The sequence below is a fragment of the Hymenobacter sp. genome, assembly GCF_035709525.1.
Lineage (GTDB): Bacteria > Bacteroidota > Bacteroidia > Cytophagales > Hymenobacteraceae > Hymenobacter.
In genome coordinates this window covers 1-26,231 of record NZ_DASTEP010000073.1, presented here as the reverse complement: position 1 = coordinate 26,231, position 26,231 = coordinate 1, and the positions used below count along the sequence as shown (strand labels likewise).

At 65.1% G+C, this 26,231-nt stretch carries 16 protein-coding genes; 11 read left to right on the top strand and 5 right to left on the bottom strand.

What is annotated here, in order from left to right:
- Together VFO93_RS06580 and VFO93_RS06575 are read left to right on the top strand one after the other, a co-directional pair.
- Nucleotides 1-495, top strand: a 495-nt coding sequence (locus VFO93_RS06580; protein ID WP_325133552.1) for a T9SS type A sorting domain-containing protein, incomplete at its 5' end; no start/stop codon positions are given.
- 506 nt (nucleotides 496-1,001) lie between these two features.
- Entirely contained in the window at nucleotides 1,002-6,203 is a 5,202-nt protein-coding gene (locus VFO93_RS06575; RefSeq protein ID WP_325133551.1) for a LamG-like jellyroll fold domain-containing protein, read from the top strand.
- A 161-nt stretch (nucleotides 6,204-6,364) separates the two neighbouring features.
- On the opposite strand, the gene VFO93_RS06570 is transcribed toward VFO93_RS06575, so the two are convergent.
- Complete coding sequence (locus VFO93_RS06570; protein ID WP_325133550.1) at nucleotides 6,365-6,838, bottom strand: hypothetical protein; 474 nt, start codon at nucleotides 6,836-6,838, stop codon at nucleotides 6,365-6,367.
- Between the two features lie 131 nt (nucleotides 6,839-6,969).
- On the opposite strand from VFO93_RS06570, the gene VFO93_RS06565 reads away from it, so the two are divergent.
- Complete coding sequence (locus tag VFO93_RS06565; RefSeq protein ID WP_325133549.1) at nucleotides 6,970-8,010, top strand: NAD(P)/FAD-dependent oxidoreductase; 1,041 nt, start codon at nucleotides 6,970-6,972, stop codon at nucleotides 8,008-8,010.
- Nucleotides 8,011-8,178: 168 nt separating this feature from the next.
- Here VFO93_RS06565 and VFO93_RS06560 read toward each other — a convergent pair whose 3' ends face one another.
- Nucleotides 8,179-8,565, bottom strand: a complete 387-nt coding sequence (locus tag VFO93_RS06560) for a hypothetical protein (protein WP_325133548.1) — start codon at nucleotides 8,563-8,565, stop codon at nucleotides 8,179-8,181.
- A 122-nt stretch (nucleotides 8,566-8,687) separates the two neighbouring features.
- On the opposite strand from VFO93_RS06560, the gene VFO93_RS06555 reads away from it, so the two are divergent.
- The gene (locus tag VFO93_RS06555) at nucleotides 8,688-9,989 is read left to right on the top strand and encodes an MFS transporter (RefSeq protein WP_325133547.1); all 1,302 of its coding nucleotides are present in this window, start codon (nucleotides 8,688-8,690) and stop codon (nucleotides 9,987-9,989) included.
- Between the two features lie 595 nt (nucleotides 9,990-10,584).
- On the opposite strand, the gene VFO93_RS06550 is transcribed toward VFO93_RS06555, so the two are convergent.
- Nucleotides 10,585-11,625, bottom strand: coding sequence for a LacI family DNA-binding transcriptional regulator (locus tag VFO93_RS06550; protein ID WP_325133546.1), 1,041 nt, complete (start codon nucleotides 11,623-11,625; stop codon nucleotides 10,585-10,587).
- A 217-nt stretch (nucleotides 11,626-11,842) separates the two neighbouring features.
- Between VFO93_RS06550 and VFO93_RS06545 the strand changes: the two genes are divergently transcribed.
- Complete coding sequence (locus VFO93_RS06545; protein ID WP_325133545.1) at nucleotides 11,843-12,436, top strand: RNA polymerase sigma-70 factor; 594 nt, start codon at nucleotides 11,843-11,845, stop codon at nucleotides 12,434-12,436.
- A 268-nt stretch (nucleotides 12,437-12,704) separates the two neighbouring features.
- On the opposite strand, the gene VFO93_RS06540 is transcribed toward VFO93_RS06545, so the two are convergent.
- Complete coding sequence (locus VFO93_RS06540; RefSeq protein WP_325133544.1) at nucleotides 12,705-14,246, bottom strand: FAD-dependent oxidoreductase; 1,542 nt, start codon at nucleotides 14,244-14,246, stop codon at nucleotides 12,705-12,707.
- Between the two features lie 62 nt (nucleotides 14,247-14,308).
- On the bottom strand, nucleotides 14,309-15,127 hold the full coding sequence (locus VFO93_RS06535) for a helix-turn-helix domain-containing protein (protein WP_325133543.1): 819 nt from the start codon (nucleotides 15,125-15,127) through the stop codon (nucleotides 14,309-14,311).
- 119 nt (nucleotides 15,128-15,246) lie between these two features.
- Here VFO93_RS06535 and VFO93_RS06530 point away from each other — a divergent pair, with 119 nt between their 5' ends.
- The 6 genes from VFO93_RS06530 (at nucleotide 15,247) to VFO93_RS06505 (ending at nucleotide 26,192) form a co-directional block, all read left to right on the top strand.
- Complete coding sequence (locus VFO93_RS06530) at nucleotides 15,247-16,518, top strand: GDSL-type esterase/lipase family protein (RefSeq protein ID WP_325133542.1); 1,272 nt, start codon at nucleotides 15,247-15,249, stop codon at nucleotides 16,516-16,518.
- Nucleotides 16,519-16,866: 348 nt separating this feature from the next.
- The gene (locus tag VFO93_RS06525; protein WP_325133541.1) at nucleotides 16,867-17,892 is read left to right on the top strand and encodes a FecR family protein; all 1,026 of its coding nucleotides are present in this window, start codon (nucleotides 16,867-16,869) and stop codon (nucleotides 17,890-17,892) included.
- A gap of 21 nt (nucleotides 17,893-17,913) precedes the next feature.
- Nucleotides 17,914-21,354 carry a TonB-dependent receptor gene (locus VFO93_RS06520; protein ID WP_325133540.1) on the top strand — a complete coding sequence of 1,147 codons (3,441 nt, stop codon included), beginning with the start codon at nucleotides 17,914-17,916 and terminating at the stop codon, nucleotides 21,352-21,354.
- Nucleotides 21,355-21,378: 24 nt separating this feature from the next.
- Entirely contained in the window at nucleotides 21,379-22,860 is a 1,482-nt protein-coding gene (locus tag VFO93_RS06515; RefSeq protein WP_325133539.1) for a RagB/SusD family nutrient uptake outer membrane protein, read from the top strand.
- A 370-nt stretch (nucleotides 22,861-23,230) separates the two neighbouring features.
- Nucleotides 23,231-24,655 (top strand): glycoside hydrolase family 30 protein, encoded by a 1,425-nt coding sequence (locus VFO93_RS06510; protein WP_325133538.1) that lies wholly within the window; start codon nucleotides 23,231-23,233, stop codon nucleotides 24,653-24,655.
- Nucleotides 24,656-24,743: 88 nt separating this feature from the next.
- Nucleotides 24,744-26,192: a glycoside hydrolase family 30 protein gene (locus VFO93_RS06505; RefSeq protein ID WP_325133537.1), complete on the top strand. Its 1,449-nt coding sequence runs from the start codon at nucleotides 24,744-24,746 to the stop codon at nucleotides 26,190-26,192.
- Nucleotides 26,193-26,231 lie beyond the last annotated feature (39 nt).

Sequence of the window (26,231 nt, the reverse complement as noted above, 5' to 3'; positions counted from 1 at the left end):
AACAACGACCACTTCGACATCGAGCGCAGCCTCGACGGGGTGCGCTTCGCTACCATCGGCCAGCTGGCCGGCCACGGCACCACCAGCGCCGCCAGCTCCTACACCTTCACCGATGCCAACGTGGCCGCCCAGGCCAACGGCCCCGTCTACTACCGCCTGCGCCAGGTCGATGCCGACGGCACCAGCAGCTTCTCGCCCGTGCGTACCGTCAGCTTCAGCACCCAGGCCAGCGCGGCCCCGGCCCTGAGCCTCTACCCCAACCCGGCCCAGGCCCGCACCCAGCTCGACCTGAGCCAGCTGCCCGCCACCGGCTCCTACCAGGTGCAGCTGCTCGACGCCACCGGCCGCACCCTGCGCCAGCTCACGCTGGCCGGCGGCCTGCCCCAGCCCCTGGACGTGCACGAGCTGGCCAGCGGCACCTACCTGGTGCGCGTGAGCGGCCTGGCCCCCGGCGGCAACGCCTTCCAGCAGACCCTGCGCCTCACCAAAGAATAGAGCCCGCAAGCGGCCGCGCCACCAAAACCCTTACCGGCTTCCGGTAAGGGTTTTTTTATGCCCGCACTTTCCATTTTTAAGACTGAGAGCCAGCACTTACAAGCGGCAACCCAGCTTTTTTATCCGGGTTTCGCAAAAAAAGCTCCACCGTGCTACTGCGCACGCAGCGCACAGGCTAGCAGCGCAATGCAGGCAGTACAATTTTAGCGAACGAGCCTCCAGCAACATAATTTATTCATAAAGTACTATTATCAACTTATTCACTCCTTGCATATTCGTGTGATATCTATCAATTTTGTCCACAATATGGAATGCCAGTTCATTTTTTAGAAGCAAATAAACTTATCCAGTGCAATTTTTACTAAAAATAACAAAGCTTCTTATTAGATATAATTATTGATTTAATGCAAATAAAACCACGTAGCGACTAGCTGCTGTCCCGGCTGGCCTGGCGCGGCTACCTACCTACTCCGATTACACTGATTACACCTACTACACCTATTTTTATGCAAGTACCTATACCGACTACCCTCCTGCTGGCCGGGCTGCTGGCAGCCCCCAGCGGAGCCTGGGCCCTGGGCAACGCCCTGAATTTTGACGCCACCAAAAGCAGCTACGTGCGCCTGGCCCGGCCCGTGAGCGACGACTTCACCATCGAGCTGTGGGTGAAAACCAGCATGGCCAGCCCCACCGGCACGCAGTGGTGGCAGGGCGCGGGCCTGCTCGATGGCGAGGTGGCCGGCGCGACCAATGACTTCGGCCTGACTTTGCTGAATGGCAAGGCGGCCTTTGGGGTGGGCAACCCCGACGTGACCATTCAGTCGGCCACCGCCATCAACGACGGGCAGTGGCACCACCTGGCGGCCACCCGCCAGCGCAGCTCGGGGCTGATGCTGCTGTACGTGGATGGCGTGCAGGAAGCCAGCAGCGCCGGCACTGCCACCAACACCGCCGCCCTGACGGCCCCCGCCAGCCTGCGCCTGGGCGGCCTGCAAACCGGCGCGCCCTACCTCACCGGCCAGCTCGATGAGGTGCGCCTGTGGAGCACCGTGCGCGGCGCCGCCGACCTCAACGCCACCAAAAACTACCAGGTGCCCGGCACCAGCAGCGGCCTGGCCGCCTACTACCGCCTCGACGAAGGCACCGGCACCAGCGCCGGCGGCACCGGCACGGGCGCGGCGGGCACGCTCGTCAATGGCCCCACCTGGGTGGTGCCCTCGGCGGCCCCGGTCTACGGGGTGCCGGCTATCACCTCATTTTCGCCGGGAAGTGGGCTGGTGGGCAGCAAGGTAGTGGTGCAGGGCAGCAACTTCACGGGGGTTAGCGCGGTGCTGTTCAATGGCACGGCGGCCAGCTTCGTGGTGAACTCCGACGGGCAGCTCACGGCTACCGTGCCGGCGGGGGCCAGCAGCGGGGCCATCACGGTGGTGGGCCCGGTGAGCAATGCCACGGGCACGGCCACCTCGGCCACCAGCTACCTGGTGCTGCCACACCTGGCGGGCACCGTGTTTGACGACGTGAACTACGGCGGCGGCGCGGGCCGCTCGCTGGCCGCCGCCACCAGCGCGGCCCCCGGCTTTGCCAGCCTCGGCCGGCCCGGCGCCACCGTGGAGCTGTACAGCAGCGGCGTGCTGCTGGCCACCACTACTACCGACGCCAGCGGCGCGTACCGCTTCTACAACCTCGACCCCGGCCCCTACGCCGTGCGCGTGGTGAGCGCCACCGTGAGCAGCTGCCGCGCCGGCAGCGCCACGGCGGGCCTGCTGCCCGTTGCCACCTACCAGGGCACCACCACCGACCAAGTGGGCGGCCCCAACCCCGCCCTGCCCGACGCCCCGGCCAACAACGGCAGCCAGAGCCTAGCCGCCCTCGGCACCGGCAGCCAGGCGGTGCAGGCCGTGGCCGCCGTGACGGTGGGCAGCGCGGCCGGCACCACGGGCGTCGATTTTGGCTTCAACTTCGACCTGGTGGTGAACACCAAGGCCAGCGGCCAGGGCTCGCTAGCGCAGTTTATCTTGAACAGCAACGCCCTGGGCGATGAAAGCAAGCTAGCCCAGGCCGGTAGCTTTCTCAACCAGGTAGTGGGGGCCAGCGCCACCGGCACCGCCCTGCCGGCCGCCACCGAAAGCAGCATTTTTATGGTGCCCGATGGCGCGGCGCACGCCGGCCTGCGGGCGGCCAATGGCAGCCCGGCTGGGCCGGCCGGCCAGCTCACGGGCGGCGTAGCCGTCATCAGCCCGAGCGGGGCGGCGGGGCTGCCAGCCATCGCGGGCCCGGCCACGGTCGTGAACGGCTGGACGCAGACCTACAACATCGGCAACACCAACAGCCGCCTGCTGGGCACCGGCGGCCCCACCGGCGTGGCCGGCGTGGTGCTGCCCCAGCTGAATGCGCCCGAAGTGCAGCTCACCGGCACCTCTACCACTAGCGTGGGTTTCGACCTGACCGGCACGGGTAGTGGCCTTATGGGTTTGGCCGTCTACGGCTTTGGCAACGGGGCGGGCAGCGACAGCTACGCCAACGTGCGGGTGGCGGCCGACAACGTGACGGTGCTGGGCAACCTCATCGGCACCACGGCCCTGGCATTTGCCGTGCCGGCCGGGGGCACCAAGGCCGACGGCATCCGGGTGCTGAGCGGCGCGGGCCTGATGATACACAACAACCTCATCGGCTTCAACCAGGGCAAGGGCCTCACGGCCAACAGCGGCGTAACGGGCGCGACCATCAGCCAGAACGAGGTGCGCAATAACGGCATCGGCGACGTGACGATGGGCGGCCTCGACATGCAGGGCAGCAATTCGCTCATCAGCAACAACCTCGTCGCCAACAACCTAGGCGCGGGCATCGACGGCCTGAACTCGGCCGGCGGCAACACCTGGACCGGCAACACCGTGACCGGCAACGGGGCAGGCAGCACCAGCCTTACCACCATTCCGCGCAACTCGGCGGGCGTGCGCGTGTACGGCACCGGCAACACCATCAGCCAGAACATCATCACCAACAGCTACGGGGCGGGCGTGATGGTGAATGGCGCGGCCAGCAAGTCGGTTATCAGCCAGAACGCCATTTATGGCAACGGCAAAGGGGCCGCCACCAACGGCAACGCGGCCAGCGGGCAGGTGGGCATCGACCTGCTGACCTCGGCCAACAACAACGCCAACGTGGGCTCCTCGCCTTACGTGACCACCAACAGCACCAGCACGGCCGGGGCCAACGCGCTCCTCAACTACCCCATCCTGAAAACGGCCAGCCTGCTGGGCACCACCCTCACGGTGCGCGGCCTCGTGACCACGGGCCGCACGGTGGAGCTATTCCTGGCCACGCCCAACAACGTGGGGCTGCCGTCTTCGACCACGGGCAACAGCTTCGGGCAGGGCAGCTCCTACCTGGGCACTGTTACCGTATCGCGCACTGACTCGGTGACGGCCTACTCGGGCAACGTGAACGGCGTGGCGCAGGGCAGCGGCTCGGGCGTGCCGTTTTCGGCGCGCATCGCGCTCACCAGCCTCACGCCCGAGCAGCGCGCCGCGCTGGCCACGGGCACGGCGCAGCTCACGGCCACGGCCACGGCGGCCAGCCTGGGCACCTCGGAGTTTTCGGGCATCGTGAGCGTAACGACCGCGCCCACGGCCTACAACCTCACCAACCTGAAAATAGCGGCCAACAGCCCCTCGGCGGCCCTCAACCCCGGCCTCACCTCGCCGCAGGCGGCCAGCGACCCGGCCAGCACCATCGCTTCGTTCACGGTGCAGCCGGCCACCGGCGGCACGCTCTACTACGATGGCACGGCCGTGGCGGCGGCCACCGTGGTGCCCACGGCCAATACTGGCAAGCTCGCGTTTCAGCCCACGGGGGGCTTTATCGGGAACGCCACGTTTGCTTTCTCGGCCAAAAACGCCAATGGCACCGGCAGCAACACAGCCACCTACACCGTGCCGGTGGTATCGAGCAATAGCTTCGTGGCCAACGACGACGGCCTCGACGCCAAGCAGAACGTTACCACGGCCGGCAACGTGGTGCTCAACGACCTGAACCTGGCCAGCAGCGCCACCTACACGGCCACGCTCGTGGCCGGCCCCACCCACGGCACGCTCACGCTGAAGGCCGATGGCTCGTACACCTACGCGCCCGCCAACAACTACCTCGGCAGCGACAGCTTTACCTATAAGGTGTGCGCGGCGGCCAACGACTGCTCGAACACGGCCACCGTAGCCATCAACGTGTATGACCCCAGCACGGTGTGCAGCTCGGCTACCGGCCCCAACCTGCTGCAAAACCCCGGCTTCGAGGCTGGCAATGATGGCAGCTTCACCTCGGCCTACACCTTCGTGCCGCGCCTCAAGGCCGATGGCACGCCCAACTCGGCGGGCCTGCAGCCCGAAACCACCTACGCCGTGGACACCGACGCCAACTACTACCACAGCAACTTCCGGGGCCTGGGCCGCGGCGGCAAAGGCAGCTTCATGATTGTAAACGGGGCCGCCAACCAAAGCAAGGTCTACGCGCAGGTAGTCAATGTAATACCCGACCGCTACTACACGTTTTCGGGCTGGGCGCAGTCCGTCAACCCCACCAGCCCAGCCATTCTGGGCTTCGTTATCAATGGCAAGTCGGCCTCGGTAACGACGACCATCACCACGGCGGCCAACGACTACACCCAGTTTTCGGGGGTGTGGTACTCGGGCACCAGCCGCACGGCCACGTTTGAGGTGCGCGACATCAACCGCGCCTCGGGCGGCAACGACTTCGGCCTCGACGACCTGTATTTCGGCACGTGCAGCGTCAATCTGCAAGCCGTTACCAAGACACAGTCGCCGAGCGTGCCCTACGGCGGCGCGCCCACCAACCTCGACCCGCTCGACGCCACGCTCGTGAACTCGGGTGCCTCGGTGGCCTCCTTCGTGGTGCAAACCGTGCCTGCCGAGGGCGCGCTGCGCCTGGGTAGCCCCACCGGCACGCTCATCGTGCCCGGCCAGGTTATTCCGTTTGCCCAGCGCGGGGCCGTGTACTACGTGGCCAACGGCAACTCCAGCGTGATGTCGACGGCCTTCACCTACACCGCCGTCGACAGCGAAGGCGCGGGCTCCAACAACATTGCCAACTACACCATCCCGATGACGGCCAGCCCGCTGCCAGTGGTGCTTGCCACCTTCACGGCCCGCACCAGCGGCACCAGCGCCCTGCTCGACTGGGCTACCGCCTCGGAGAAAAACAACGCCTACTTCAGCGTAGAGCGCAGCCGCACCGGCCTGCCCACCGACTTCGTGGCCATTGGGCAGCTGGCCGGCCAGGGCACCACGGCCGCTACGCACACCTACCGCTACGCCGACCCCAACGCGGCCGCCACGGCTGCTACCGTGTACTACCGCCTGCGCCAGGTCGATGCCGATGGCCGCAGCACCTACTCGCCGGTGCGCGCCGTGTCGTTTGGCGCGGCGGCCGGGGCCGCCAGCCTGGCCCTCTACCCCAACCCCGTGGCCGAAGCCGGCACCCAGCTCGACCTGAGCGCGCTGCCCGCCAGCGCCACCTACCAGGTGCGCCTGCTCGATGCCACCGGCCGCACCAGCCACCAGTGGGCGCTGCCCGGCGGCCAGCCCCAGCCGCTCGGCCTGGCCGGCCTCGCCCCCGGCCGCTACCTGCTGCTGGTGAGCGGCGCGCAGGCCGATGGCAGCACCCTGCGCCAGGTGTTGCACCTGACGAAGGAGTAGCCTCGGGTTTAACACAAAAAGCCCCTTCCGGCTATCCGGAAGGGGCTTTTTGTGTACCGTAAGCTTTAGCTTGCGAGTGAGCGCAGCGAACAACTGCGCCAGGTAGCGTTTGCTCACGCCCTGCTCGCTGCGCTCGCTCGCAAGCTAAAGCTTACGGTACACTATTCCTCGCGCTGGGCCATCATCTTGGCGTTGCGGCGCTGCTGGGCTTTGTTGGTTTTGGCCATGTTTTCGGGGCCGTCGGGCAGCAGGGCCATGTCGCGCAGGTAGGCTTGGGCCTGGGGCGTCTGGCGCAGCTTCTGGTAGTCGCGCAGCTGGGCAGGGGCCAGCATTTTGGCTACTACCTGGTCGAGCTGGGTGCTTTCGGCGGCCGTGAGGTCGGGCGTTTCCTCGGTGAGGCCATTGGCGTCGAGCACGGCCAGGTAGGTTACTTCCTGGTTTAGGTACGTGTGCAGCGAAGCAGCCTGCTCGGGCGCGAGCTTGAGCTTGCTTTCGCAAAGCTGGGCAAACTGCCCGGCGCTGCGCTGGGCCGGGGTGGGCGGGGCCACTACGGCACTGGCCTGGGCCAGAGCCGGCGTGGCCCCCAGGGCCGCCACGCTCAGCAGTAGACCGGACAGTAGGCAGCGGGACAGCATGTAACTCATATTAAAAGGGATTTAAGCGGGAGGTGGGACTTGAACTGCGAATGTAGGCAATTAGTTGCGGCCCACCTCACCGGCCCGCAACAATTTCGTAATGACTGGCTTGGCCCGCGCCGGGGCCGCCCATGGCAGTTTTGGCTTCCAACTGCGGCCCCACCGCCGCGCCCGGCTGTAACCCTCGGCCCGCCTTTGCCGGTTTAAGCTGTCGCATTGGCTTTATATCCGCCGTGCGGCGCAGCCAGGTGATGGATTTTGAGTATGATGTATTGGTAATCGGGGCGGGCAGCGCGGGCCTCAGCGCGGCCCTTACGCTGGGGCGCTGCTGCCGCCGCGTGCTGCTGGCCGATGGCGGCGCGCCGCGCAATGCGCCCTCGCCGGCCGTGCACAGTTTTTTCACCCGCGATGGCATCCGGCCCGCCCAGCTGCTGCACCTGGGCCACGAGCAACTGGCCCCCTACCCCAGCGTGGAAGCCAGGGAGCTAAAAATCAAGCAGCTCACCAAGCTCGCCCACGGCTTCCGGGCCAGCGGCGAAACCGGACAGGGCCACGCCTTCGACACCACCGCGCGGCGGGTGCTGCTGGCCACCGGCGTGCACGACGTGCTGCCCGCGCTGCCGGGCTTCCGCGAGTTGTGGGGCAGCGGCGTGCTGCACTGCCCCTACTGCCACGGCTACGAGGTGCGCGACCAGCCCCTGGCCGTGTACGGCCGGGGCAAGGCCGTGGTGGGCCTGGCGCTGCTCATCAGCCGCTGGAGCCAGGACGTGACGGTCGTCACCAACGGCCCCGGCCACCTCACCGACTACGCCCGCCAGCGCCTGCGCCGCCAGGGCATCGGCCTGCGCCAGGAGCCCGTGGCCCGCTTGGTGGGCACGCCCAAAACCGGCCTGCGCTGCGTCGAATTTGAAGACGGCTCTTTCCTCGAATGCAAAGCCCTGTTCCTGCACCCGCCGCAGGAGCAGCGCAGCCCGCTGGCCGCCCAGCTGGGTGCCCGCATCACGGGCAAGGGCGCGGTGTGGGTCGATAAAAATGCCCAAACCACCATCCCCGGTCTCTACGCGGCCGGCGACATGGTGCCCGGCCAGCAGCAGGCGCTGCTGGCGGCGGCCAGCGGCAGCAAGGCCGCCATTTGCCTGAATGAGGCGCTGACCAGGGAGGAAGTAGCGTAATTCGATGCAACGCCAAGCTCCAGCTTGGCGAGCGTAGCGTAGCGAGCATGGCGTATGCAAACGTCTTTTAACGTAGATGCTCGCTGCGCTCGCTCGCCAAGCTGGAGCTTGGCGTTACACCCAGCCAGCCGCGCCAGCGGCGTATCCGTTAAATCCGACAAATCCGTTTTAATCTGCGGTCAGCCAATCGCACGCGGCCGCTTCCTCGGTAAACGTGGCAATCAGGCAGTCGCTTTCCCCAGCCGACACCTGCACCAGCACCGGCTGCTGGGCCCGCAGCGGCGACACCAGAAACGCCAGCCGCGCCGGGGCCGCGTAGCGCCCGCGCAGCGAGGGCGCGAATTCGTGCCCAACCCAGTGGTTGACGGTGGGCTCGGTGATGTCATCGCGGCGGCGCAGGTCGAGCAGCCAACGGCCGCAGGCGGCCTCGTCGGCCACGGCCCGGATGGCGAGGTAGTCGCCGTGCAGCTCGGCGGGCGCGATGTCGCGCTGCCAGCGGGCAATGACGAGCCCCAAATCGGGGCGGTGCGTGAGGGTGATGCTGGGGCCTGACATAGACGTGTTTATCAGCTAAACGAGCGGTGCCAGCCGGCAAGATAAGGCGGCGACCCGCTTGGGCGGCACATATCTTTTGCCGGCGTCGGCAGTTTAGTAGCCGGTTTCCGTACTTGCTGCCCATGACCCCAACCCCGCCGGCCGCCGCGCCGCACGACCCCTACGCCGCGCTGCGCGTGCCCGATTTTCGCCGCTATATCACGGCTCGCGCCCTGTTTTCCATCGCCACCCAGATACAAGGCGTGGTAGTAAGCTGGCAGATTTTTAAGCTCACCGGCGACCCGTTGGCGCTGGGCCTCATTGGGCTGGCCGAGGCCATTCCGAGCATCACGGTGTCGCTGTACGCCGGGCACGTGGCCGACTCGGTGCGGCGCAAGCGCATTGTGGTGCCGGCCGTGCTGGTGCTGTTTTTGTGCGCCGTCACGCTGTGGTGGCTTTCGCACCCGGCGCTGGCGGGCGTGCTGGCGGGCGGCCGCCTGCACATCGATGCGCTGCACGCCACGGTGGTGTGGCCGCTGTATCTGGTCATTTTTATCAGCGGCATCGCGCGGGGCTTTATGGGGCCGGCGCTGTTTTCCTTTATGCCGCAGCTGCTGCCCGACCGCAGCTTTTTGGCCAATGCCGTAACCTGGAGCTCGACTACCTGGCAGGGCGCGGCGGTGCTGGGCCCGGCCATCGGCGGGCTGCTGCTGCACCTCAGCGTCGAGTTTGCCTACGGCGTCGATATGGTGATGGAAGGCTTGGCGCTGCTCTTTTTCATCAGCATTGCCAGCCGCGAGCTGCCGCCCCTCGAGGGCGAAAAGCTGAGCATGGGCGAAAGCATCCTAAGTGGCATCAAGTTCATTTTCAGCAACCAGCTGGTGCTGGCGGCACTGTCGTTGGATATGTTTGCGGTGCTCTTCGGCGGGGCGGTGGCGCTGCTACCCTTCTTCGCCGAAAACATCCTGCACGGCGGCCCCGACGCCTTCGGCTACCTGCGCGCCGCGCCCGCCGTGGGCTCAGTTTTGATGGCCGTGTTCCTCACCTTTTCGCCCCTCAAAAAAGGCGCGGGCCGCAAGATGCTGTGGGCCGTGGCGGGCTTCGGGGCGGCCACGGTGGCCTTCGCGCTCTCCACCAATTTCTACCTGTCGATGTTTCTGCTGTTCCTCACGGGCGTCTTCGATTCGGTGTCCGTTATCGTGCGCCAAACGCTGGTGCACACCTACACGCCCGAGTACATGAAGGGCCGCGTATCGGCCGTAAACAGCATTTTTATCGGTAGCAGCAACGAAATCGGGGCCTTCGAGAGCGGCGCGGCAGCCAAGCTCATCGGCACCGTACCGAGCGTCGTATTTGGCGGGCTGATGACGATGCTGGTCGTGGCCATCACGAGCTGGAAAGCCGACCAGTTGCGCAAGTTGGAAATGGGCGCGGGCAAGAAGTGACGAAAGCTAGCGCGCGTCTTGGGCGCGCGCTAGCTTATGCTAGCGTTGTTCACACCACGTCAAATAGTTAGGGTTTTCGGGAAGAATTTTTATCCAAATAGAATCCGGCTTTTGCCGGATAGAATCTGCTCTCGATTTCACGGTAGTAAACACTTCCCCGCGATAATTCTCCCCTTTATACCGATACACAACATCAATAGTGTAGGTCGTGCTTCTGAACATAATAGCGCTCGGACGCGCCTTTATACACACGCCTCTTTCGGCCGCTTGCTGGTTACCTAGACTCTGCTTTATACATACATAAAGCCAAACAATAACCAGCACGCCTCCAATTAGATAAGGAACCTTATTCTACTTTTTCATCGGTAGCCTTTTTAATTAAAAAGCAGTTTGCAGTGTAGCCCCAGCGGGGCGGCCCGTCGGTAGAAAACAATCGCTGGCACAGTTTGAAGCCCCGTAGGGGCGGCCCAATCAGTTTAGTGGGTCGCCCCTACGGGGCTTTAATCGCTTATTCCGGTTTTCATTGCTACCGACGGGCCGCCCCGCTGGGGCTACCTTGCTGTTCGGTTTTGCGGTTAATGAACTGCCCCCCAACCTACCGCCGCTCCGACGACTCCCTTACTATCAGCTTCGGCTTCAGTACCACGCTCTTAGCCGTACTAGCCGCGCCACGCTTGGCGTCGCGCTGAATCATCTGGAGCAGTAGGCGCACGGCGGTTTGGCCCATCTGGCCGCAGCACTGGTCTACGCTGCTGAGCTGCGGCTCGACCAGCTCGGTGAAGGCCTCGTTGCTGAAGCCGACCAGGGCCACGTCTTGCGGCACGCGGCGGCGGTGCTTTCGCAGCACTTGCAGCGCGCCCATCACGGCGAGGTCATTGGAGGAGAAAATGGCGTCGGGCGGCGCGGGCAGTTTGAGGAGCTGGCGGGCGGCCAGCGTGCCGCCGCGCTGGTTCATCTCGCAGAGCACGGTGAGGTCATCTTCGGCCGCCAGGCCGTGGGCGGCCAGCGCGTCGAGGTAGCCCTGGTGGCGGTTTTTGTGGATGCCCAGGTGCAGCGGGCCGCACAGGTGCGCGATGCGGCGGCAGCCCTGCGCCGCCAGGTGCGCCGTGGCCTGGTAGGCGCCCTGGTAGTCGTCGAGCACCACGGCCCGCACCTGCTCGCCCTCGAAACCCTCCACCGCGCGGTCGAAAAACACGAGCGGCACCTGCTGGCCGCGCACCTGCTCGAAGTGGCTGAAATCCTGGGTCGTTTCGGCCACCGATACCAGGATGCCTTCGACCTGCGCGTTCATAAATAGGTCGAGGTGCTGGCGCTCCTGCGCCACGTCCTCGTTCGACTGGCAAATGAGCACCTGGTAGCCCGCCTTGCTGGCCGCCACCGTGATGCCGTGCACTACTTCCGGAAAGAAATGCCCCCGGATGTGCGGCACCAGCACGCCCAGCGTCTTGCTGCGGCCCCGGCGCAGGGCGGCGGCCAGCTGGTTGGGCTGGTAGTGCAGCTCGGCGGCCAGGGCGCGCACGCGCTGCTTGGTGGCCTCACTCACGTCTTTGTGGTTGGAGAGCGCCCGCGAGATGGTGGACGGCGAGAGGTTGAGCGCGGCAGCTAAATCGGTGATGGACGCCCGGCGAGTAGCCATGAGTAGGTACGAAAAAAAGCAAGATTAAAGCAGGCCGCGGCCTGGAGGCAAGTGCCTGTCTGGCTGGCTTATCGGCCCGCCAATAGCGGCCGGTGCCGGCCGCGCAGGCAATCTTAAACAAGCTACTACTCGTTCGCAAAACTTCACCTGCCCGGTAGTAACTTTCGCTACTTTTCGGTTACAAAAGTACTCTTTTCAGCCCCCACCCGCCCGCCCCGTGGAAATAGTGCGCGATTTTTCGGAATCCGACCTACTGCGCCGTCTCAAGCAAGACGACGAGCGGGCGTTCGATGCGCTCTTTCGGCACTACAGCGCGCTGGTGTACCGGTTTGCCTTCAGCTACCTCAAGTCGCGCCCCGCCGCCGAGGAGATTGTGCAGGAGTGCTTTATCAAAATCTGGGAAAAGCGCGCCCAGCTGCGCGACGACGTGCCCCTGAAAGGCTACCTCTTCACCACCGCCCACCACGCCGTGCTGAATGAGCTGCGCCGCGACCAGCACCACCTGCGCCTGCACGGCGAGGTAGCCGCCGCCGCCGGCCCCGCCAGCGTAGCCAACGAGGCCGAGTACCAGGAGATGGAGGCGCTCTACCAGGCCGCCCTCAACCGCCTGCCGCCCAAGCAGCGCGAGGTGTTTGTGCTCAGCCGCCAGCTCGGCCTTTCCTACCCCGAAATAGCCGCCCGCCAGGGCGTGTCGGTGAAGACAGTGGAGGCGCACATTATGCAGGCGCTCAAAACGATGCGCAACTATTTCCGCCTGCACGGCGGCGGCGTACTGGGCATTTTGCTGACGCTGATAATCGGGCAGAAGTAAGGGTGCGCGTGGGCTGGTTTCTGGTTCAGGCCAGCGGCCGGTTAGCCCCGTAGGGGCGACCCATCGGTAGTAACCGACCATGCCTTATGAGCCAAAGCCCCGTAGGGGCGACCCCACCAGCCGACAGGGTCGCCCCTACGGGGCTTTGCCAGGCGAGAACAGCACATTACTACCGACGGGTCGCCCCTACGGGGCTAACCGGCCACTGGCCTGAACCAGAAACCAGAAACCAGAAACCAGAAACTCTACAGCAGTTGCGTAACGTCAGTTACTTTTTGCCACCAAACCACTGCGCAGCCGCCTGCCGCAGCTCCTCCACGGCAGGAGCATCATGGGCAGTAGCCCAGGCCACGAAGCCATCGGGGCGGATGAGCACGGCGCGCAGGCCAGCCTGCTCTTTGGCTTGGCCCGCCACGTAGTTCAGCTGGTCACCGAACTCGTGGGCTACTTCTTCCAGGATACTATTACCTTCAAAATCAAGTAATACCCCCTGGCCGTCGCGCAGCAGCTCGCCGATGGTCGGGCCAGCTTCCAGCTCAAAATTGGGCACGCTGTGGCCTACCAGCGGGTGCGCGCCGCCCAAGTCGTAGCACGTCGTAATGCCCCCGACGCGGCCGGCAAAGTAAGTAGCCCCGTCGCGGGTTTGCAGCAGGTCGCTGATGATGGCCCGCAGGGCGCGGGCCTCGGGCGTGGGTTCCATAATGGCCACCTGGGCGCGCGACCAGTCGAGCACCCGCGCGCCCACGGGGTAGCGCTCGGCGTAGTAGCTGTCGAGCAGGCCGGCCGGGGCGCGCTCCTGGATGGTGGCAGCGAGCTTCCAACCCAGGTTGAGGGCGTCGCCCAAACCCAGGTTGAGACCCTGGCCGCCCAGCGGCGCGTGGATGTGGGCGGCATCGCCGGCCAGCAGCACCCGGCCGCGACGGTAGGCAGTGGCCTGCCGGGCGCGGTCGGTCCAGGTACTGGCCAGGTGAAGCGCCGTAATAGTCACGTCGGTGCCGGAAATGCGGCGCAGCAGCGCCTGCACGTGCTCGCGGCTGATGGGCTGGCCGGTCTGGTGAAAGGCCCCGCCGTCAAAATCCTGCAAAATGACGTAGCCGGGCTGCGCCTGCATGTACATGCCGGTGGCAGTGACGTGGCGGCCGGGGCGCAGCTTTTCCGGGTCGGCCAGGTCCACCAACGCCGAGTAGCCCGTGAAGCGCGGCTCGGTGCCAGCAAACTCAAACCCGCCGGCTTTGCGTACCACGCTCCGGCTGCCGTCGCAGCCCACCAGCCATTTGCTTTCAAAGTTTTGGTTTGCCGTATCAACCACTACCCCATCGGCACTTTGCTGAAAACCCGTAATGGGCTGCTCGTACCTCACGGGCACGCCCAGGGCGGCGGCCCGGCGCGCCAGCACCGCTTCCAGTTCGGCCAGCTCCGCGAATAGTTGGCTGGGGGTCGAGTTGGGCAGGCGGTAGGGCCACTGCGCGGCATCGACGCGCGTGGGGTCGATGGTAAGGCCTGCGAAGTGGCCGCCGCCCTGGGGCCGGGCACCCGGGCCGGCCCCAGGGGTAGCGAAGGGCAGGGCCAGGCGCTTGGGCGCATCCAGCTCGGCCAGCAGCCCGCGGCGGTAGAGGGCCTCCACCGACAGGGCATTGAGCCCCCGCAGGCCCAAGGGCAACTGCTTGGGGCGCGAGGGCGCGGCGGCAGCCTTTTCCAGCACCAGCACCGAGCAGCCGGCCAGCGCCAGCTCGCAGGCCAGAAACAGCCCTACCGGTCCGGCCCCGGAGATAATAACGTCGTAAACAGGTTGGTTTTGTGCGGATTCCATCTTGGTAAGGGTTGCGATTTTAGTGCGTTAACAGCAACCCAAAATTCCGGTCCGCGCCATGGCTAGGCTTGTATAAACGCGACAAAATCGCGGCCCACGACCGGCTGCCCGCGCCGGGCCTGGCGGGCAAAAGCGGCGGGCGTGGCACCGCAGTAGCGCTTGAAGTCCCGGCTCAGGTGGGCTTGGTCGGCGTAGCCCAGCTCCTGCGCCAGGCCGGCCAGGCTGGCCGTGGGCTCCCGCCACAGGCAGTTGCGCACCTGCTCGAAGCGCATCAGGCCCGACACGTCTTTCACGGTGCGGCCGGCCGCCTGCTTGAACTTGCGCTCCAGGGTGCGCACGGTAGCGTGCGCGGCGGCCGCCACCTGGTGCACGGGCAGCGTGCCGTGGGTTGCGCTCATGGCCTGGCCGGCCCGGGTCAGCAGTTGGTCGGGGGCCGGGGCGGGCTGGGTACTCAGGAAATACTGCCGCACCAGCGCCAGCGCCTCGGCTACCTGGCCCGCTTGCACCAGCGCGGCCAGCGGGGCCTGAAGCTGGGCAACAGGGTGCTCGAAAACCTGCACGCCGCCCGGCCCGGCGGGCAGCCCCAGCAGCTCAAACACCGCCCACGGAAAGCATTTGACGCCCATAATTTCTACCCTACCTGGGGCGTGCAGCCGCACCGGCTGCCCCAGCAGCCCCATCAAAAAGGGCGAGGGCAAGGGCTGCGAGCCGCCGGATGTGGCCACGCTACAGGCGCTGCCGAAGAGAAAGATAATTTCGGCGTAGCCATCGGGGATTATCTCGAAGCCGGCAGGGTACTCGTTAAAATCTATACTGGTGTACCAGAAGCCTTTGATAGCGCGCCGGAGCGCTTCCGGGGCTTCCATTCCTACGTACTGCATACAGCAAGGTAGGGCCGGGCATCGCTACGCTTTGGGGGCCGCACTAAGGGTAAGCGGCCCGGCGCGGTGTACTAGCCTTGCCGCCGACCTTCGCGGCCCCACTTCCAGCTTTGAGTAGTATGTTCAAAAAGCTTTTCTTTTTTGCGCTGCTCGGCGCGGGCCTCGGCCAGCGGTGGCCCGCGCGCTCGGCAGCCGAGGCCGCCCGCCATGCCCTTGCCCGCCCCGCCACCGACAGCCTGAAAATCGTGTTTTTCGGCTCATCAGTGCCCTTCGGCCAGGGCGCTACAGGCAAATATGGCTACGCCAGCCGCTACGCCCGGCTGCTGAGCCAGCGCGCCACGGCGGGCCAGGGCGCGCCCTGGACCACGGCCAACATCAGCATCCCCGGCGACAACACCCTGAAAGTACTGGCCCGCTGGGAGCGCGACCTGCCGCCCCAGCAGGGCCGCTACGTAGTGTATGCCCTGGCGCTGGGCAACGAGGGCATCCACGGCGGCGGGCAGGCCAAGTTCGAGCAGTTTCGGGATAACATGCAGGTGCTCATGGCCAAAGCGCGGGCGGCGGGACTGGTGCCGGTAGTCACGAACAGCTACACCCGCAACGACTACAACGCCGAGGACTACGCCTACATCCGGCAGATGAACCTCTTGCTGCACGCCTGGGCCGTGCCCACCGTGAACCTGCTCGGGGCCGTGGACGACGGCCAGGGCCACTGGGCCGCCGGCTACTTCGACGATGCCCTGCACCCCAACGACCGCGGCCACGCCGAGCTAACCCACGCCTGGGTGCCCTCGCTTTTCGATGCGCTGCGAGCCGGCAAACCGCTGCTGCACTTTCGGGCTTCGGCCGGCGTGCGGCTGGCCCCGAAGGCCACGCTGCGCCTGGTGCCCGAGGCGCTGGTGCATCCGTTTACGCAGGTGTTCGGCTTCCGTGCCACGGGCCGCGGGCAGTTGCTTTCGCTACAAGACAGCACGGCCATGGGTAGTCTTCACATCGAGAAAGGTGGCGCGCTTGCCTACGCCTCGGCGGGGGGCGGCCACCTGCGCAGCGCGGCGCGCGTCAGCGATAACCATTGGCACCAAGTAGTGCTGACGCACTACTTCGCCCGGGGCGAAACGCTGCTTTATTTAGATGGTAAGGAAATAGGCCGCTTACCCGAGCGGCTGCACTTGCGCCAGCTGACGCTAGGCGGCGCGGCGCGCGGGGCGCGGTACCGCAACTGGCTGTTTTACCGCGCCGGCATGAATGCCGCCGAGGTGCGGGCGCTGGCCGCCGACTCGCTTTTGAAATCAAGCCTGGAGCTGTACGCGCCGCTGGATGGACGGCGGACGGCACCCGATTCGCTGAGCAATCTGGCGCAGAGCATGAATAGGCTAGTTGCCAAACCCTGACACGGAACCTCACCCCCTAGCCCCCTCTCCTGTGGAGAGGGGGACTAGCTTTTAGTTTCTAGGTATTAGAAGACTATGCTAGAGCTAGTTCCCCCTCTCCACGGGAGAGGGGGCTAGGGGGTGAGGTCCGCGCCTGATGAGGCTGGCTCATCAAAAACCAACCGACTGATTTTTAGTCACCTGTAAATTTTCTCAAAAAATTTCTTCTTCCCACTAAGGGTAAGCCCCCCGGCACGGTGTAGTACTGCAAACGATTGTGGTATTCACCTCGTCGCTGCGCAATGCGAAAGACCCGGCACCCCGCCGCTTCCTTTTGTTTGCCAAGCTCGCCCAGCGGCCCAACCGCCTATGACCCCCGACATTACCCAAGCCTTATTCACCGCCTACCTGCACGGCAGTGCCTCGGCCGCCGACGCGGCGGCCGTGCGCGCCTGGCTAGCCCAGCCGGCCAACCAACTGCTGGCCCAGCACTGGATGCTGCAACACTGGGAAGGGCTGGAAACCCAGGCTGCCCCCGCCGCCGAAGAGCCCGACTACGAGGCCATGCTCACCCGCCTGCACGGCCGCCTGCAATTTGGCAGCCGCGAGCTGGCGGCCGTGCCGGCTCCGCGCTGGCGGCGCTGGGCAGCGGTGGCGGCCGTGGCGGGCGCGGTGCTGGGTGGCGGCAGCTGGTGGCTTACGCAGCAAGCGGTGCCGGCCAGCCAGACTATCGCCACGGCCTACGGCCAGACGCGCACCGTGCAGCTGGCCGACGGCACCAGCATCACCCTGAACGGACACTCGACCCTGCGCTACCCGGCGGCCTGGACGCCCGGCAAGCCCCGCGAGGTGTGGCTCGATGGCGAAGGCTACTTCGCGGTGCAGCACCAGGCCGATAATCAGCGCTTTGTGGTGCATACCACGGCGGGCTTCAACGTGGAAGTGCTCGGCACGAAGTTCACCGTGTCGCGCCGGCGCGACCAGGGGCGCGTGGTGCTGCTCTCGGGCAAGGTGCGGGTGCATTTTGCTGACCATCAGCGGCCCGACGTGCTGCTGGCCCCCGGCGAGCTGGTCGAAACCCGCGAGGTGCGGCCCGCCGAGCCCGTGGTAATGGCCTACCGCAAGGTGCGCTCGGCGGCGGCCTACGCCTCGTGGAAAGACGCGGAGCTGGTGCTTGATGAAACTTCCATCGCCGAGCTGGCCGCCCGCCTGCACGACACCTACGGCCTGGAAGTGGAGGTAGCTACCCCCGAGCTAAACCAGCGCCGCGTGACGGGCACCGTGCCCGTGCGCGACCTCGACGTGCTGTTGCAATCGCTGGAAGAAGCTTTCCACCTGAAAGCTACCCGGCAAGGCAACCACCTGACTTTGACCGAACAACGCAAGCCTTTATAATCCCCTTCTCCCCACCCTTTTATGACTAAACCCCTTACCCTCCTAAGCTGGCCAGTGGCGCGCCCCGCGTGCCTGGCGGCGGGCGTGGCCGTGCTGCACCTGCTGGGCAACCCCGCCCACGCCCAGATTCTGGCCATGTCGGTGGCGCACCAGAGCGCGCCGGCCGAAGCACCGCAGCCCGTGCGCGCCCCCAAAACCGTGCTGCTCAAAACGCTGCTCAAGCAGTGGGAAAACGAGTACCACGCTACCATCTTCTACGAAAGCAACGTGGTGGACAACAAGCGCGTGGCCGAGCAGCCCGCTCTGCCCGGCACGCTGGCCGACCGGCTGGCGGCCGTGCTGCCGCAGGTAGCGCTTCAGTTTAAGGAGCTGCGCGCCAACTACTTCGTGGTGGTGAATGCGCCCGCGGCCGCTGGCTTTGCTACCCCTGCTTCGTCGGCCGTGGCTGATAACGTGCCCGTATCGGGCCGCGTAACCGATGCCAAGGGCGAGCCGCTGCCCGGCGTGACGGTGCTGGTGAAGGGCACCACCATCGGCACCTCGACCGGGGCCGACGGCTCGTTTTCGCTGAGCGTGCCCGAGAACAGTACGCTGGTATTCAGCTCGGTGGGCTTCAAAAACCAGGAGCTGGCCGTGACGGGTGCCACCAGCACCATCGCCATTCGCCTCAGCGACGACCAGCAGGCGCTGAATGAGGTGGTGGTGGTGGGCTACGGCACCCAGACCCGGCAAGACTTGTCGACGTCGGTGGCCTCAGTGGGCGGGCAGGCGCTGGCCCGGCAGCCGGTGGCGGGCTTCGACCAGGCCTTGCAGGGGCAGGCACCCGGCGTGCAGGTAACGGCCCCGAGCGGCGCGCCCGGCGCGGGCATCAACGTGCGGGTGCGCGGCAATGCCTCGCTGAGCTTGAACGGCTCGCCGCTGTACGTGATTGATGGCGTGCCGGTGCTGCCCGATTACCAGCAGGAAATAGCGGTGGGCAACCAGCGCATCAACCCGCTCAACACCATCAACCCCAACGACATCGAGAGCATCGACGTGCTGAAGGACGGCGCAGCCGCCGCCATCTACGGCGTGCGGGCGGCCAATGGCGTGGTGGTTATCACGACCAAGCGCGGCAAGGTGGGGCAGTCGCAGGTGGGCCTGAGCGTGTACTACGGCCGCCAGAAGCTGCGCAAAAAGCTCGACGTGCTCAACGCGGAGCAGTTTGCGCAGGAGCTGCGCGAAATAAACGCCAACGGCGGCGTGGCCCCGCCCAACTTCAACAGCCCGGCGCTGGCCTTTAACACTGACTGGCAGGATGAAGTGTACCGCCCGGCCAGCATTCAGAACTACCAGCTCAACATCAGCGGGGGCACCGACAAAACGCGCTACTACGTGGCGGGCGGCTACTTCAAGCAGGAAGGCATCAGCCTGAATTCGGGCTTCGACCGCTTCAACTTCAAGATAAACCTGGAGCAGACGGTCAGCAAGAAATTCCGCGTCGGTACCAACCTGAACACCAGCCGCACCAACAACAACGGCAGCGTGCGCTCGGAGCTGGCGCTCGGCAACTCGGGCACGGTGCTGGGGGCGCTGTCGCAGATTCCCAACATCGCGGTGCGCAACGCCAACGGCACCTACGCGCTCAACCCCTTCAACCAGTCGGACAACCCGGTGGGCAACCTGCTCGAAAGCAGCAACCGCGCCATCGTGTACCAGGCCATCGGCAACGTGTACGGCGAGTTTGACATCCTGCAAAACCTGCGCGTGCGCTCGTCGCTGGGCATCGATTTCCGCACCCAGACCGAAAACCAGTTTCTGACCCGCAACTACCCCGGCAGCACTGGCCGCGCCCAAACGGCCACCAACCAGCAGGTAATCTGGCTGCTCGAAAACACGGTTACCTACACCCCCACCCTCGGCGACAAGCACCACCTGACGCTGCTGGCCGGCCAGTCGATGCAGCAGTCCGACCGCTTTACGTCGGGCGCGGCCACGCGCGACTTCTCGGCCAACGTGCCTTACCTGAGCGGCGGCTCCACGGTGATAGGCATCCCGGGCAGCTACGCCGACTCGTGGGCGCTGCTGAGCTACTTTGCCCGCGCCAACTACGATTTCGACGGCAAGTATTTATTTTCGGCCAGCTTGCGGGCCGATGGCACCAGCCGCTTCGTGAACAAGTACCGCTTTGGCTACTTCCCGGCCGTGAGCGCAGCCTGGCGCATCTCGAAGGAAAGCTTCTTCCCGCAGGATGGGCTGGTGTCGGACTTGAAGCTGCGCGCCAGCTTTGGGGCCAACGGCAACCAGGAAATCTACACCTATCAGCGCTTTTCGCGCTACTCGACTGGCTACCTCTACCAAGGCACCGGCTCGACCATCGTGGGCGGCATCACACAGAGCGATATCGGCAACAACGACCTGCGCTGGGAAACCACCTACCAGTACAACGGCGGCCTGGATTTTAGTATGTTGAACAACCGCCTGACGTTCACGTTCGATATTTATAATAAGCAAACCAAGGACTTGCTCCTGGATGTGCCAATTCCGATTAGCACCGGCATTCCTACCGGCAATCCTAATCCGGTTGTTACCCAAAATATTGGACGCGTTCAAAACCGGGGCATTGAAATCGGGCTGGTGACGACCAACGTGCTGGCGAAGGACAATGGCTTTGGCTGGACCACGAACTTCAACGTGAGCGGCAACCGCAACAAGATTCTCGACCTGGGCCCGCAAACCGACGGCGCGGGCGTAGTATCGGCCCGCAACATCATCGCGGGCGAGCGCATTTCGCAGGTGGGCCAGCCGCTGGGCGCCTTCTACGGCCACACGGTGCAGGGCATCGTGCAGTCGGATGCCGAGGGCCAAAGCCTGGCCACCCAGAACGGCAACCGCCCCAAGGCCGGCGACATCCGCTTTGTGGATACCAACGGCGACGGTGCCATTACCGACGCCGACCGCACCATTATTGGCAACCCCAACCCGAAAGCGTTTGCGGGGGTTACCAACAACTTCTCCTACAAGGGCATCGAGCTGAGCGTGTTCTTCCAGGGGCAGTTTGGCAACCAGATTTACAACCAGACGCGCCAGGTTATCGAGTCGCAGTCGGACCCCTACAACCAGAGTGCCCGCGTGCTCAACCACTGGACGCCGACCAACACCAACACCGACATTCCGCGCCCCGTGCGCAACGACCCGCAGGGCAACAACCGCTTTTCGACCCGCTGGCTGGAAGATGGCTCCTACGTGCGCCTCAAAAACGTGACGCTAGCCTACAACTTCCCCACCACGCTCAGCAAGCGCGCCGCCATCCAGAACCTGCGCCTGTACGTGACCGGCCAGAACCTGCTGACCTGGACCAAGTACCTCGGCTACGACCCCGAGGTGAGCGCCGACCCGTTCTCGTCCACGGCCTTCGGCCGCGACTACGGCGTGTATCCGCAAGCGCGCACCTACACGGTGGGCATCAACGCTACTTTTTAATGCTGCTGGCAATCTAGAATTCCCATGAAAAAACTTGTTATTCCGGCGCTCGGCGCCCTGGCCGCGCTGGCCAGCTGCAACTTTTTGGAGAAAGAGCCGCTGGTGAGCCTCACGCCCAACAACTTCTTTACCAGCGGCACCGATGCCGAGGCCAGCCTCACGGCCTGCTACGATGCCCTGCAAAACACCGGGGCCTACGGCCAGGACCTGAACGTGATGGGCGAGATGCCCAGCGACAACTGCACCAGCACCAACGGCGACGTGAACGCGATGGATAAAATCATCTGGACGCCAACCACCAGCCAGGTGGGCAACGTGTACCGCCAGGGCTACGTGGGCGTAAACCGCGCCAACATCGTGCTCAAGTACGTGCCCGCCGTGCAGATGGACACGGCCCGCCGCCGCCAGATTCTGGGCGAGGCGCGCTTCATTCGGGCGCTCAGCTACTTCAACCTGGCGCGGGTGTACGGCGGCGTGCCGCTGCGCCTCATCCCCACCGAAAGCGGCGCGCCCGCCGACGTGAACCTGGCCCGCGCCACCACCGACCAGGTCTACGACCAGGTAGTGGCCGACCTGCAAGCCGCCGCCGTGCAAATGCCCACGGCCTCGCAAAACCAGAACCGCGCCGGCAAAAACGCGGCCTACGCCCTGCTGGCCCGCGTGCAGCTCACGCGCCGCAACTGGGCCGCCGCCCAGGCGGCGGCCAACGCCGTCATTACCTCAGGCGTGACGCTGAACGGCACGTTTAAGTCGCTGTTTCCGGCCGAGAAGAAGGGGGTAGAGTCGCTGTTTGAAATTCAGTACGCCGGCTCGGCCGATGGCGGCAACATTCTGCCCGACCTGGTGCTGCCCGCGCCGCTAGCCACGTACTCGTTTCCGAAGTTCAACATTCCGACCACCGAGCTGCTCACGTATGCTGACACCGTAAACGACCGGCGCTGGGCCTTCAACGGCCTCGTGCGCGGCCCCAACGGCTCGACCGTGATAGGCCGCGACCACGTGAGCTACCTCGATGGCCGCTCGACCAACGCCAACGACCAAGGACCCTTCGTGTACAAGTGGACCAGCATCGGCAACAACTTCAGCTCGACCGACAATACCTACGTGCTGCGCTACGCCGAGGTGCTGCTGGCTTACGCCGAAGCCGTGAACGAGCAAACCGGCCCCAGCGCCGACGTGCTGGCCAAGCTGAACCTGGTGCGCCAGCGCGCCGGCCTCGCCGCCCTCACCACCGCCTCGGCCCAGGCCGCCTCCAAGCAAACCCTGCGCAACGAAATCGACCGCCAGCGCCGCCTGGAGCTGGCCTTCGAGGGCGAGCGCTGGTTTGATTTGCTGCGCTACGCCCGCCACACCCAGGCCGATGCCTCGGCCACGCACGCCGTCACGGCACTCGACATCATCGCGCAGCAGCGCGGCGGCACCCGCGACGTGAACTACCTCGTGTTCCCGATTCCGCAGTCGGAAACCAACACCAACCCGCTGATTCAGCAGAACCCGGGATATTAGGGTGTTGGAGGAGTGGATGGGTGGAGTGGATGAGGGCGGTCGTCATGCTGAGCGGAGCGTAGCGCAGCCGAAGCATCTCTATGGTATAACTCACCTCTTACGCTGAGTAACGAAGCGGTAGAGATGCTTCGGCTGCGCTTCGCTGCGCTCAGCATGACAGTCGTCCTTCTCCACCCCACTCATCCACTCATCCAAAACCCCACTCATCCAAAAAAAACTACCTGTCGTTTCGGGGCCCGGGCTGGGAAAAGTGGATAAAGAACTATCCGGCCCCGGAGCGGCAGTGTACTGTGCCGCCAGGCGCATCCGAAAACGCCTGCCTGGTACGCGGGCGGGCGTTTTTACTTTTCTCTCAATCTGGTTTCTCTTTATGTTTCCTGTTTCTACCGGCCGCTGGGTGCTGAGCGGGTTGCTGGCGCTAAGCCTGCTACCCGCCCACGCCCAACGGGCCACACCCAGCGCGAAGGGCGGCGTCGCCGCCTGGGTCACCACGCCCGACCAAAGCCAACTGCTGAAAGCACAATCCGGCAAGCTAGCCTTTGGCAAAGCCGCCCCAACGGGCCCAGCCATCGAAATCGACGACGCGCAAACCTTCCAGACGATGGACGGCTTTGGCTACTGCCTCACCGGGGGCAGCGCCGAGCTGCTGCACGCCATGAGCGCCCCGGCGCGGGCCCGGCTGCTGCGCGAGCTGTTTGGCACGGCGGGCAATGGCATTGGCGTGAGCTACCTGCGCCTGAGCATCGGGGCCTCGGACCTCGACGCGACGGTGTTCAGCTACGACGACCGGCCGGCTGGCGAAACCGACCCGCAGCTGACGCATTTCAGCCTTGCGCCCGACGAGCCGCATTTGATTCCGGTGCTGAAGGAGATACTGGCTATCAACCCCAAAATCAAGCTGATGGGCTCGCCCTGGAGCCCGCCGACCTGGATGAAAACCAACGGCGAGAGCAAAGGCGGCTCGCTGCGGCCGGAATTTTACGGAGCCTACGCGCAGTACTTTGTGAAGTATCTGCAAGGAATGCAAAAGCACGGCATCGCGCTGGATGCCATTACGGTGCAAAACGAGCCGCTGCACCCCGGCAACAACCCCAGCCTGCTGATGCTGGCCGCGCAGCAAGCCGAGTTTGTGGGCCGGCACCTGGGGCCGGCTTTCAAGGTGTCGGGACTGAAAACCAAAATCATCTGCTACGACCACAACGCCGACAAGCCCGAATACCCGCTCACGGTGCTGGGCGACGCTGGGGCCAACCCTTACGTCGATGGGTCAGCGTTTCACCTCTACGCCGGGCCGATTGAGACGCTGAGCAAGGTGCACGATGCCTACCCGACGAAGAACGTGTACTTCACCGAGCAGTGGACGGGCTCGAAAACCACCTTCGCCGGCAACCTGGGCTGGCACGTGAAAAACCTCGAAATCGGCGCGCCGCGCAACTGGGCCAAGTGCGTGCTGGAGTGGAACCTGGCCGCCGACCCGCAGCAAAACCCGCACACACCGGGCGGCTGCACCGAGTGCCTGGGCGCGCTCACGCTGGCCCCCGGCGATGCCGTGACCCGCAACGTGGCCTACTACACGGTGGCCCACGCCAGCAAGTTCGTGCCCACCGGCTCGGTCCGCATCGGCTCTACGGCGGCCACCGGCCTGCCCAACGTGGCCTACCGCACGCCCACCGGCCAGCACGTGCTGCTGGTGGTGAACGAACAAAACGTGGTGCAGTCTTTCAGCCTGGTTTACAAGAAGCAAGCTGCCGCTACCACGCTGCCGGCCGGCGCGGTGGCCACCTACGTGTGGTGAGGTAGTGAGTGGTGAGGGCGTCAGTCATGCTTCGCTACGCTCTGCATGACTGACGCCCTGTTTTCCCTTTAACAATATCTTCTACCCCATGCCTTTTCCCACCCGCCCCGCCGCTGCACTGCTGGCGCTCGCCTTGCTGGCCGGCTGCCAGAAAAAAGAGGCGGGCAGCGCGCCCCCCACGCCTACGCCCCCGATTTTGCCCGTGCCCACTGGCCAGGTAGCCGTGTGGCTCACCACCCCCGACAAGGGCGCGCTGCTCTACAACCAGCCCACGGGGCTGAATTTTGATGCCGCCGCCAACGCCAACGCCACCATCGCGCTGGATACCACCCAGACCTACCAGTCGATGGAAGGATTTGGCTACACCCTCACCGGGGGCAGCGCCTACGTGCTGAGCCAGATGGCCGCCACCGACCGCACGGCGGTGCTCAAGGAGCTGTTTTCGACGGCGGGCAACGGCATTGGCATCAGCTACCTGCGCGTGAATATCGGGGCTTCTGACCTTAGCGGCAGCGTCTATACCTACAACGACTCGGGCACGCCCGACCCTACGCTGGCAGGCTTCAGCCTGGCCCCGGATATGGCGTATTTCATCCCGGTGCTGAAGGAGATTGTAGCCATCAACCCCAGCCTCAAAATCCTGGGCTCGCCCTGGACGGCCCCGAGCTGGATGAAAACCAACAATAGCCCCATCGGCGGCAGCTTGCAGCCGCAGTACTACGGGGCCTACGCGCAGTACTTCGTGAAGTACATCCAGGCCATGCGGGCGCAGGGCATCACTATCGATGCCGTGACGCTGCAAAACGAGCCGCTCAACCCCTACAACAACCCCAGCCTCTACATGACGGGCGCCGAGCAGGCCACCTTCATCAAAAGCTACGTGGGGCCGGCTTTTCAGGCGGCGGGTATTACGACCAAGATTCAGGTGTACGACCACAACCCCGACGCGGCCGGCCTGGCGTTCGTGAATACCGTGCTCAGCGATGCGGCGGCCAGCCCTTACATCGATGGGTCGGCCTTTCACCTCTACGGGGGCAGCATGAACGCGCTCACGCAGGTGCACAACGACTACCCGACCAAGCACGTGTACTTTACCGAGCAGTGGACGCAGGGGCCGGGCAACTTTGGCGGCGACCTGACCTGGCACGCCAACAACCTGGTAGTGGCCGCCCCGCGCAACTGGAGCCGCAACGTGCTGGAGTGGAACCTCGCCAGCGACCCCACCTACGGCCCGCGCACGCCGGGCGGCTGCCCCGATTGCCTGGGCGCGCTCACCATCGCGGGCAACGCCGTGACGCGCAACTCGGCCTACTACACCATCGGCCACGCCAGCAAGTTTGTGCCCGCCGGCTCGGTGCGCGTGGCCACCAACCTGCCCGCCGACCTGCCTAATGTGGCCTACAAAACGCCCGCCGGCAAGCGCGTGCTGCTGGTCGTGAACAGCAGCAGCTCGCTTAAAAGCTTTAATATTCAGTACAAAGGCAAGCTCGCCAGCACCTCGCTCTACGGCGGCTCGGTGGCTACTTATGTGTGGTAAAATGTTGTACCGTAAGCTTTAGCTTGCGAGCGAGCGCAG

Bases quoted from the DNA above. Each gene is read 5' to 3' on its own strand.
- VFO93_RS06510 (WP_325133538.1), top strand. From the start codon at position 23,231: ATGTTTCCTGTTTCTACCGGCCGCTGGGTGCTGAGCGGGTTGCTGGCG.
- VFO93_RS06535 (WP_325133543.1), bottom strand. From the start codon at position 15,127: ATGCAGTACGTAGGAATGGAAGCCCCGGAAGCGCTCCGGCGCGCTATC.
- VFO93_RS06540 (WP_325133544.1), bottom strand. From the start codon at position 14,246: ATGGAATCCGCACAAAACCAACCTGTTTACGACGTTATTATCTCCGGG.
- VFO93_RS06525 (WP_325133541.1), top strand. From the start codon at position 16,867: ATGACCCCCGACATTACCCAAGCCTTATTCACCGCCTACCTGCACGGC.
- VFO93_RS06565 (WP_325133549.1), top strand. From the start codon at position 6,970: ATGGCAGTTTTGGCTTCCAACTGCGGCCCCACCGCCGCGCCCGGCTGT.
- VFO93_RS06575 (WP_325133551.1), top strand. From the start codon at position 1,002: ATGCAAGTACCTATACCGACTACCCTCCTGCTGGCCGGGCTGCTGGCA.
- VFO93_RS06570 (WP_325133550.1), bottom strand. From the start codon at position 6,838: ATGCTGTCCCGCTGCCTACTGTCCGGTCTACTGCTGAGCGTGGCGGCC.
- VFO93_RS06550 (WP_325133546.1), bottom strand. From the start codon at position 11,625: ATGGCTACTCGCCGGGCGTCCATCACCGATTTAGCTGCCGCGCTCAAC.
- VFO93_RS06555 (WP_325133547.1), top strand. From the start codon at position 8,688: ATGACCCCAACCCCGCCGGCCGCCGCGCCGCACGACCCCTACGCCGCG.
- VFO93_RS06505 (WP_325133537.1), top strand. From the start codon at position 24,744: ATGCCTTTTCCCACCCGCCCCGCCGCTGCACTGCTGGCGCTCGCCTTG.
- VFO93_RS06530 (WP_325133542.1), top strand. From the start codon at position 15,247: ATGTTCAAAAAGCTTTTCTTTTTTGCGCTGCTCGGCGCGGGCCTCGGC.
- VFO93_RS06520 (WP_325133540.1), top strand. From the start codon at position 17,914: ATGACTAAACCCCTTACCCTCCTAAGCTGGCCAGTGGCGCGCCCCGCG.
- VFO93_RS06560 (WP_325133548.1), bottom strand. From the start codon at position 8,565: ATGTCAGGCCCCAGCATCACCCTCACGCACCGCCCCGATTTGGGGCTC.
- VFO93_RS06515 (WP_325133539.1), top strand. From the start codon at position 21,379: ATGAAAAAACTTGTTATTCCGGCGCTCGGCGCCCTGGCCGCGCTGGCC.